Raw genomic sequence first — 7,862 nt, forward strand, 5'->3', positions numbered from 1 at the left:
ATCGAACGATGGTTTTGTTAGACGCTCTTAGTTTGCCGATCGGCACCTGAGCACCTGACGCGGCAGGACGTAAGGCATAGCCGCCTGACCAACAGGCGCTTCGTCCCCTGTTGCGATGAAAACATGCCGCGTTAGAATGCCGATAAGCGTCCCGGCAGAACATCTACCGCGCAGGCGCCGCTTGCTCTCTATTGAGAAATCTCGGGAAATTTGGTCGGAGTGGCAGGATTTGAACCTGCGACCCCCACGTCCCGAACGTGGTGCGCTACCAGACTGCGCTACACTCCGAACTGCCGGCCTCGGCCGACGAGGGCGCTTATAGCGACGGGGCTGGCGAGCCGCAAGCCATCGCCGTGCCGATGGCCGAGTTTCTTCGCGGGCGCGAGAACGGGCGAGCTCGCGGGACGTCGCGCGAGCGCACCTGCGCGGCGCCTTTTGCGCGGCGCCTCCCTGCGCGGCGCGTCTTGCGCGGCGCCTCTTGCGCGCTGCCGGCGCGGCGCGCGAATGCGGGTGCCCTCAGTGCCCGCCGCCGAGGTAGGCCGCGCGCACCTGGGGGTCGTCGCGCAGCTCCGCGGCCGGGCCCTGGAAGCGGATGCGGCCGTTCTCGAGCACGTAGGCGTGGTCGGCGACGCCGAGGGCCGCCATGGCGAACTGCTCGACGAGCAGCATCGTCACGGCCTCCTCCTTGAGGCGGCGGATGATGCGGAACACCTCCTCCACGAGCTTCGGGGCGAGGCCCATCGAGGGCTCGTCGAGGAGCAGGATCTCCGGCCGCAGCATCAGGGCCCGGCCCATGGCCAGCATCTGCTGCTCGCCNGTGCCGGCGAGCTGCGTGCGCCGCTCCTTGAGGCGGGGAAACAGCGTGTAGGCCCGCTCGCGGTCGGCCCCGACGTCGCCCTTGGGCCGCGAGCCGGTGAGCCGCGGGAAGGCGCCGAGGGTCAGGTTGTCCTCGACCGAGAGCGTCGGGAACACGCGCCGGCCCTCCGGCGAGTGGGCGAGGCCCGAGCGGGCGACGTCGTGGCTGTCGAGCCCGCCGATCTCCCGGCCGTTGAGGCGGATCGAGCCCGCCCGCGGCTTGATCATGCCCGAGAGCGCCCGCATCGTCGTGGTCTTGCCGGCCCCGTTCGAGCCGATCAGGGTCACGACCTGGCGCTTGGGCACCGTGAAGGTGAGGCCGTGCAGGACCTCGATCTGGCCGTAGCCGGCCGACAACCCGGTGACGTCGAGCATCTGCGCTACTCCGCCGCGTCGGCAACCGGGCTGCCGAGATAGGCTTCGATGACCTTCGGGTCGGCCTGCACCTCGCGGGCGCCGCCCTCCGCGATCTTGTGGCCGAAATCGAGCACGCTGACCCGGTCGCACAGGCCCATCACCACGTCCATGTGGTGCTCGATCAGGATCACCGTGATGCCGGCGTCCCGGATCTTGCGGATGATCGTCGTGAGGTCGGCGATGTCGGGGGCGGTCAGGCCCGCCGCCGGCTCGTCGAGCAGCAGCAGCACGGGGTCGAGGGCGAGGGCCCGGCCGATCTCGAGCAGCCGCTGCTTGCCGTAGGGCAGGTTGCGGGCCTCGACCTGGGCGAGGGCCGCGAGGCCCACGAAGTCGAGGATCGCCATGGCGCGGGCGCGGGCCTGGCGCTCCTCGCGGCGCCGGCGCGGCGTGCCCAGGATCGCGTCGAGGAGCGTGCCCCGGAAGGCGTGGTGGAGCCCGACCAGCACGTTCTCGAGCGCCGTCATCTCGCGGAAGAGCTGGACGTTCTGGAAGGTGCGGGCGACGCCCGAGAGCGCGATCTCGGAGGGGGTGAGGCCGTCGAGGCGCCGGGCCTCGCCGGGGCCGGCCGCGAGGGTCACCCCGCCGGCGGTGGGCCGGTAGATGCCCGTGAGCACGTTCATCATCGTGCTCTTGCCCGAGCCGTTCGGCCCGATCAGGCCGTGGATGGTGCCGGGCGCGACCGCGAGGTCGACCTCGTCGAGGGCGCGCAGGCCGCCGAACTGCATCACGGCCCGGTCGACCGTCAGGAGCGGCGCGGCGCCGGTGCGGCCGCCCTTGCGGATCAGCGCGTCGCCGGTGGCGCTGAGCGCCTTGCCCTCGCCGGTGTGGTGGGGGCGCAGGACGGGCAGCAGCTCGCGCAGGAAGCCCACGATGCCGTCGGGCAGGTAGTAGACCACGAACAGGATCATCAGGCCGAAGACGCTGAGCCGGTAGTCGGTCACCGACTGCATCAGGAGGGTGGTGGGGAAGAACGCCAGGCACAGGACCACCGGGATCAGCACCGCGACGCGGTTCTCCTGCCGGCGCAGGACCGCGACCGCCCCGATCACGAGGGCGACGGCGGCGATGATCCCCGCCATGATCCGCACGAGCTCGATGTCGGCGAGCACGTTCGGCATCATCACGATGATGGCCGCCCCGATCAGGGGCCCGGCCCGGGACTTGCGACCGCCCATGGTGACGGCGAGCAGGAACAGCACCGTCAGCTCGAAGCCGTAGGAGTTCGGCGCGACGTAGCGCTCCGACCAGGCGAAGAGCGCGCCGGCGAGGCCCGCCAGCGCCGCCGAGATCACGAAGGCGTAGACCTTGTGGCGGTAGACGCTGACGCCCATGCAGTCGCAGGCGATGGGCGAGTCGCGCAGGGCCTCGAAGGCGCGCCCGAAGGGCGAGCGCACCACCCGGTTGACCACCAGGATGGTCAGGAGCAGGCAGGCGCAGACGAGGTAGTAGAACTCGAGCCGGCGCCCCGCCGCGCCCCAGGGCGCCTGGAGGCCGAGGAGGGAGAAGTCGAGGACGCGGGCCGGCGGCAGGGTGATGCCGAGCGGCCCGTTGGTCAGCTCCGTCATCTCGTTGATGAAGATCTGCACGATGGTGCCGAAGGCGAGCGTCACCATCGCCAGGTAGGGGCCGCTCACCCGCAGGGCCGGGATCGCGAGCAGGAGCCCGAAGGCCGCCGTGACGCCGACGCCGGCGACGAGCCCGGCCCAGATCCCGAGCTTGAGCTTGAGGAACAGCACCGCCGCCGCGTAGGCGCCGACGCCGAACAGCCCGGCATGCCCGAGGCTGACCTGGCCGGTGTAGCCGACCACGATGTCGAGGCCGAGGATCAGGATCGCGTAGATGGCGATCACGATCAGCAGGTGGACGTAGTACTGGCTCGTGACGACGTGCGGGAACGCCGCCAGGAACAGGACGAGGAGCGCGGCGCCGAGGAGGCCCGTGAAGCGGCCGAGGCCCGTGGGCACGGGCGCGGCGGCTTCGCGGGCGAGGGCGGGCGCGGGGGCGGACGGCGCCATGGCGTGATGAGACCCTGGAGGAGGAGAGTGGCGCGCCCTCGCCCTCCCGGCCGGGGAGGGGGCGGGCGGCGGCGGAGGATCAGACCTTCTTGATCACGGCCTTGCCGAACAGCCCGACCGGCCGGATCGCCAGCACGGCGAGCAGCAGGATCAGGCCCGGCACGTCCTTGTAGCCGGTCGAGATGTAGAAGCCCGTCAGGGTCTCGGCGACGCCGAGGATCAGGCCGCCGACGATGACGCCGAGGCCGGATTCGAGGCCGCCGATGATCGCGACCGCGAAGGCCTTGAGGGCGAGCACCGAGCCCATGGTGGCGCCGGTGAGCGTCACCGGGGCGACCAGCACGCCCGCGAAGGCCGCCGTCATGGCGCTGATCGAGTAGGACAGCGTGATGACGCGGCGGGTGTTGATGCCCATCAGGCCGGCGGCGTCGATGTCGTTCGAGGTCGCCACCACGGCCTTGCCCCAGATCGAGCGCCGGTTGAACAGCTCCACCGCCAGCATCATCAGCAGCGCGCCGGCGACGATCATCAGCTCCATCGGCAGCACCCGGACGGTGCCGAAGGTGAGGGCTTCCTCGGGCAGGGGCGAGGGGAACTTCAGGTCGTCGCGGCCCCAGATGTTCTCGGCGACGTTCTTGAAGATGATGCCGAGCGCGATGGTGGCCATGATCCACCCGTACTCGGACTTGATCTTCACCGCCGGCCGCACGCCGAGGCGCTCGACCACCGCGCCGAGGGCGAAGCCGAACACCAGCACGAGCGGCAGCATCAGCCAGTAGCCGGTGAACGGCACCAGCGTCAGGCCGAACAGGGCCCCGAGCATCAGGGCCTCGCCCTGGCCGAAGTTGAGGGTCTTCGAGGTCGCGAAGGTGAGCTGGTAGCCGAACGCGATCGCCGCGTAGATCATGCCGACCGCGACGCCGCTCGCGATGAGTTGCAGGAGGATGTGCATGGATGGGCTTGGGACCGTCGGGATGGGAGGGCCCGCGCGGGGCGCGGGCCCGGTCGGTCAGTTCGAGGCCTTCTCCTTGACCCGGACGACGCCGGCGTTCCTGGCGTCCTCCTCCTTGGCGTAGACGATCTTGCCGTCCTGCACCTTGCCGAACACCACCATGTTGCGGGTGACGGCGTTGTGGTCGGTCTTGGTGAAGGGCTTGTCGTAGGTGGTGACCACGCCCTCGACCTTGGTCTTCAGGTCCTCCAGGGCGGCCCGGACCTTGGCGCCGTCGGTGCCGCCGGCCTGCTTGATCGCCGCCGCCAGGAGGTAGACCGAGTCGTAGCCCTGCGCGCCCGCCACCGGGGTCGGGATCTTGTTGACCTTGAAGGTAGCGTAGTAGCCGTCGAGGAACGCCTTGCGCCGGGGCAGGGTCTTGTCCTCGATGAAGGTCTGCGGCATCACCACGCCGTTGCCGTTGGCCCCCGCGATGTCGATGAAGCTCTGCATCGAGGCCGGCCACGAGGTCACCATCGGCACCTTCCAGCCGAGCTTGGCCATGCCGTTGGCGATCTGGGCCAGCTCCGGGCCGATGCCGTAGGCCAGGATCACCTCCGCGCCCGCCGCCTGCGACTTCAGCAGCTGGGGCGTCATGTCGACGTCCTTGATGTTGAACTTCTCCACCGTGACCGGCGTGACGCCCTTGGCCTTGAGGTACTTCTCGAGGTCCTCGCGGCCGAGCTGCCCGTAATTGGTGGAATCGGCCAGGATCGCGATCTTCTTGTAGCCGCGGGCGATCGCCTCGTCGGCCATCATGCCGGCCTGGAGCACGTCGTAGGCCGAGGTGCGGAAGACGTAGTTGACGTCGTAGTCCGGCGGGTTGAACTGGTTGGTGATGACGGTGCCGGTGGCGACGTTGTTGATCACCGGGATCTCGGCTTCCTGGTAGAAGCGCTGGGCGGCGAGCGCCACGCCGGTGTTGATGAAGCCGAGGGTCGCGACGACCTTCTCCTTGTTGATCAGCTCCTGCGCCACCTGGGCGCCGACCTCGTTCTTGGCCTCGTCGTCGCGCTCGACGAGCTGGATCTGGCGCCCGAGGACGCCGCCGCTCTTGTTGATCTCGTCGGCGGCGAGGCGCACGCCGTCGCGCATCGAGACGCCCATCGAGGACGAGCCGCCCGTGTAGGGGCCGGTGACGCCGATCTTGATCGGGTCGGCCGCGTGGGCCGGAGCCACGATGGCGGTGGCGCAGACGAGGGCTGCCGCCAGGGCGCCGAGAGAGAACCGCATGGAGAGCTTCCTCCGAAGATCGCTTCTTGGTTGATTGACCGCCGCTCGCCGGCGCAGGGCCGCGATATGACGCGGGCGGGGCGGCGTTGTCGATTGATTCTTTAGAATCATGGCGGGGGGCCGCAGAATCATGGCGGGGGCCGCACCCGCCCCCGGCCTCCGGCCCCGCCCGGGCCGCCCGGGACCTCACGGCACCCGCTCGTCCCGCTCCGCCGCCTCCCGGTAGCGCGCCGCGTCCTCGGGGAGGAGGAGACGGTCGCGCACGAGGGCCTCGGCCGCCCGTGCCACCGCGGCCCCGTAGGCGGACCGGTCCGGGTAGCGCTCGGCGATCGAGGGGCGGGGGTCGCCGGCGGCCTCGCGCTCGGCCCGGGTGCGGGCGAAGGGCAGCCAGGAGCCGTCGCGGTCGCAGAGCTCGCCGGCCGGGTAGGGGGCGGCGTAGAGGTTCCAGCCCGTGTGGGTGGCGAGCGGGACGGCGATCTCGGGCAGGCGGATGCCCGCGAGGTCGTTGCCGTCGGCGTCGGCCTTCGGCACGAGCGGCCTGTATTGCGGCCCGGCCTCGGGCCGCGGGTCGACGGCGTCGGCGAGGCGGACGAAGCCGTTGGCCTCGCGCGCCACCGCGAGCCCGGGCAGGGCCGGGAAGCCCGTTGCCCCGGGGGGCACGAGCGTGCCCTCGGCCAGGGTCGGCACCCGGCTCGGCGGCGGGGCGACGCCCCGGGTCACCCACTCGTCCAGGGCCACCAGGAGGGCGCGCAGCACCGGCGCGGGGCTGAGGGGGTTGCGCGGGTTGGCGCAGGTGCCGCGGGTGGTCGGCTGGCCCGGGCGCCCGTAGTGGAACCCGCTCGCCACCAGGTAGGCGCGGGCGCCCTCGGGCAGCGGGGCGTCGCGCTCGCCCAGGGGATCGGTGGTCAGGAGCGAGGCGCCCTTCTGCCAGAACTCGGTGGCGGTGTTCACCTCGAGCAGGAGCGGGTCGAAGCCGTCGCCCCGCAGGAGCGCGCCGCTGGCGCCCGTCACCGGGTCGCGCAGGCGCGCGGCGGAGAACGGGAAGGCGTTCTCCGGGTAGAGGTGGTCCTCGTGCTGGGTGTTGGTGCGCGAGGGCTGGCCGAAGCGCGCGTTGAGGAAGATGCCGCCGGCGCCCGCGATGTGCGACAGGACGCCGTCGAAGACCCGGCGGCCCTCCTCGTCCTGGTTGAAGCCCTGGCGGATAAAGTCGCGCAGGTAGCGCCCGCTCTGCGACAGGCCGAGCGCGAGCGCGTGCCGGAGGCCGGGCGTCGGGTTGCCGCCCGCGGCCTCGGCGTGGCGCAGGTACGCCACCACGTCGCGGGTGGCGGCGAAGCCGATGCCGAGCACCTTGGGGGCCGTCGCCTCGTACGTGAAGGTGTAGAGGTCCCCGGGCGCCGGCCTCGTGCCGTCGGGCAGGAGCCTGAGCGTGCCCGGATCGCCGTAGGCCCAGCCGCTCGCCGGCACGGGCACGGGCGGGTCCGCCTCGCGCCGCCGCACCGTCAGGCCGGCGCCGGCCTGGTCGGCCCGGGCCGCCTTGAAGGTGAGGAAGAACGGCGCCTCCGGCGGGCCGCGGGTGGCGCTGACGAGCTCGTCGCGCACCCGCGCGACGATCGGCCGGCCGTCGCGCGTGGCCACCGGCACGGTGATCCCCATGCCGCCGTTCTGCCGCAGGGCGTCCGCCTCCCAGCCGGACCAGACCAGGGTGTGGCCCCGCCGCAGCGGCAGGGCGGTGCCGGCATCCGTGAGGCTGCGCGGGTCGTTGACCGCCTGGCCGGCCTGGGCTGGCGCGTCCAGCACCCAGTTGAACAGGAACTTCCGCCCGCGGTTGGGCGCCTCGTAGAGCAGCACGCCGCTGCCGCGCCCGGGCTCCATCGGGCGCAGGATGAACAGGTCGGTCTCGTACTCGACCCGGCCGCGGGCGTTGCGGGGCGCGAGCGCGAGGTCGGCGATGCCGGCGTTGCGGGGATCGTCGGGATCGAGCTCGCCCCTGGCGCTGCCGATCACCCGCTCGTAGGGACCGGCCGGCCCGAAGGACGCGCCCCCGGCGAAGGGCTCGACGGCCCTGATCGCGACGGCGGTGACGCGCGCCGCGGCGGGCTGCGCTGCCGGCAGCCAGACGAGCGCGGCGAGCGCGGCCAGGATCGAGCGCATGGTGCCTCCCCGCGGCGCCGGCCCGTGCGCGGCCGTTCGCCCGACCCGATCTTGGCCCCGAACGCCCCGGGAGCGCGAGGGAAAACGCGCGGACCCGGCCCGCGGCACGGGCGCGCCGCCCGGGCCTCAGGCGGCCCTGCCGCGGGGAGGCGCGGCCGTCCGGGCCGTTTGCGGGCCTCAGGCGGCCTTGCCGCGGGGCG

5 protein-coding genes, 1 tRNA gene and 1 pseudogene are annotated in these 7,862 nt (G+C 72.2%); all 7 read right to left on the reverse strand.

What is annotated here, in order from left to right:
• Positions 1–211 precede the first annotated feature (211 nt).
• Positions 212–288, reverse strand: a tRNA-Pro gene (locus DT057_RS05215).
• Between the two features lie 228 nt (positions 289–516).
• A partial coding sequence (locus tag DT057_RS36520) for an ABC transporter ATP-binding protein C-terminal domain-containing protein (RefSeq protein WP_477457273.1) occupies positions 517–816 on the reverse strand: 300 nt, incomplete at its 5' end.
• A gap of 1 nt (position 817) precedes the next feature.
• Positions 818–1,230 (reverse strand): annotated as a pseudogene (locus DT057_RS36525) (ABC transporter ATP-binding protein); the annotation flags it as partial.
• A 5-nt stretch (positions 1,231–1,235) separates the two neighbouring features.
• On the reverse strand, positions 1,236–3,287 hold the full coding sequence (locus tag DT057_RS05225; RefSeq protein ID WP_128561054.1) for a branched-chain amino acid ABC transporter ATP-binding protein/permease: 2,052 nt from the start codon (positions 3,285–3,287) through the stop codon (positions 1,236–1,238).
• A 79-nt stretch (positions 3,288–3,366) separates the two neighbouring features.
• Positions 3,367–4,239, reverse strand: coding sequence for a branched-chain amino acid ABC transporter permease (locus DT057_RS05230; protein ID WP_128561055.1), 873 nt, complete (start codon positions 4,237–4,239; stop codon positions 3,367–3,369).
• 57 nt (positions 4,240–4,296) lie between these two features.
• Entirely contained in the window at positions 4,297–5,511 is a 1,215-nt protein-coding gene (locus tag DT057_RS05235; RefSeq protein ID WP_128561056.1) for an ABC transporter substrate-binding protein, read from the reverse strand.
• Between the two features lie 186 nt (positions 5,512–5,697).
• Positions 5,698–7,662, reverse strand: coding sequence for an alpha/beta hydrolase domain-containing protein (locus DT057_RS05240; RefSeq protein WP_128561057.1), 1,965 nt, complete (start codon positions 7,660–7,662; stop codon positions 5,698–5,700).
• Positions 7,663–7,862 lie beyond the last annotated feature (200 nt).

Origin of the sequence: Methylobacterium crusticola, assembly GCF_003574465.1 — a bacterium.
Lineage (GTDB): Bacteria > Pseudomonadota > Alphaproteobacteria > Rhizobiales > Beijerinckiaceae > Methylobacterium > Methylobacterium crusticola.

What these genes read in the sequence shown, in the direction of transcription:
- DT057_RS05240 (WP_128561057.1), bottom strand. Translation starts at nt 7,662, where the DNA reads ATGCGCTCGATCCTGGCCGCGCTCGCCGCGCTCGTCTGGCTGCCGGCA.
- DT057_RS05235 (WP_128561056.1), bottom strand. Translation starts at nt 5,511, where the DNA reads ATGCGGTTCTCTCTCGGCGCCCTGGCGGCAGCCCTCGTCTGCGCCACC.
- DT057_RS05225 (WP_128561054.1), bottom strand. Translation starts at nt 3,287, where the DNA reads ATGGCGCCGTCCGCCCCCGCGCCCGCCCTCGCCCGCGAAGCCGCCGCG.
- DT057_RS05230 (WP_128561055.1), bottom strand. Translation starts at nt 4,239, where the DNA reads ATGCACATCCTCCTGCAACTCATCGCGAGCGGCGTCGCGGTCGGCATG.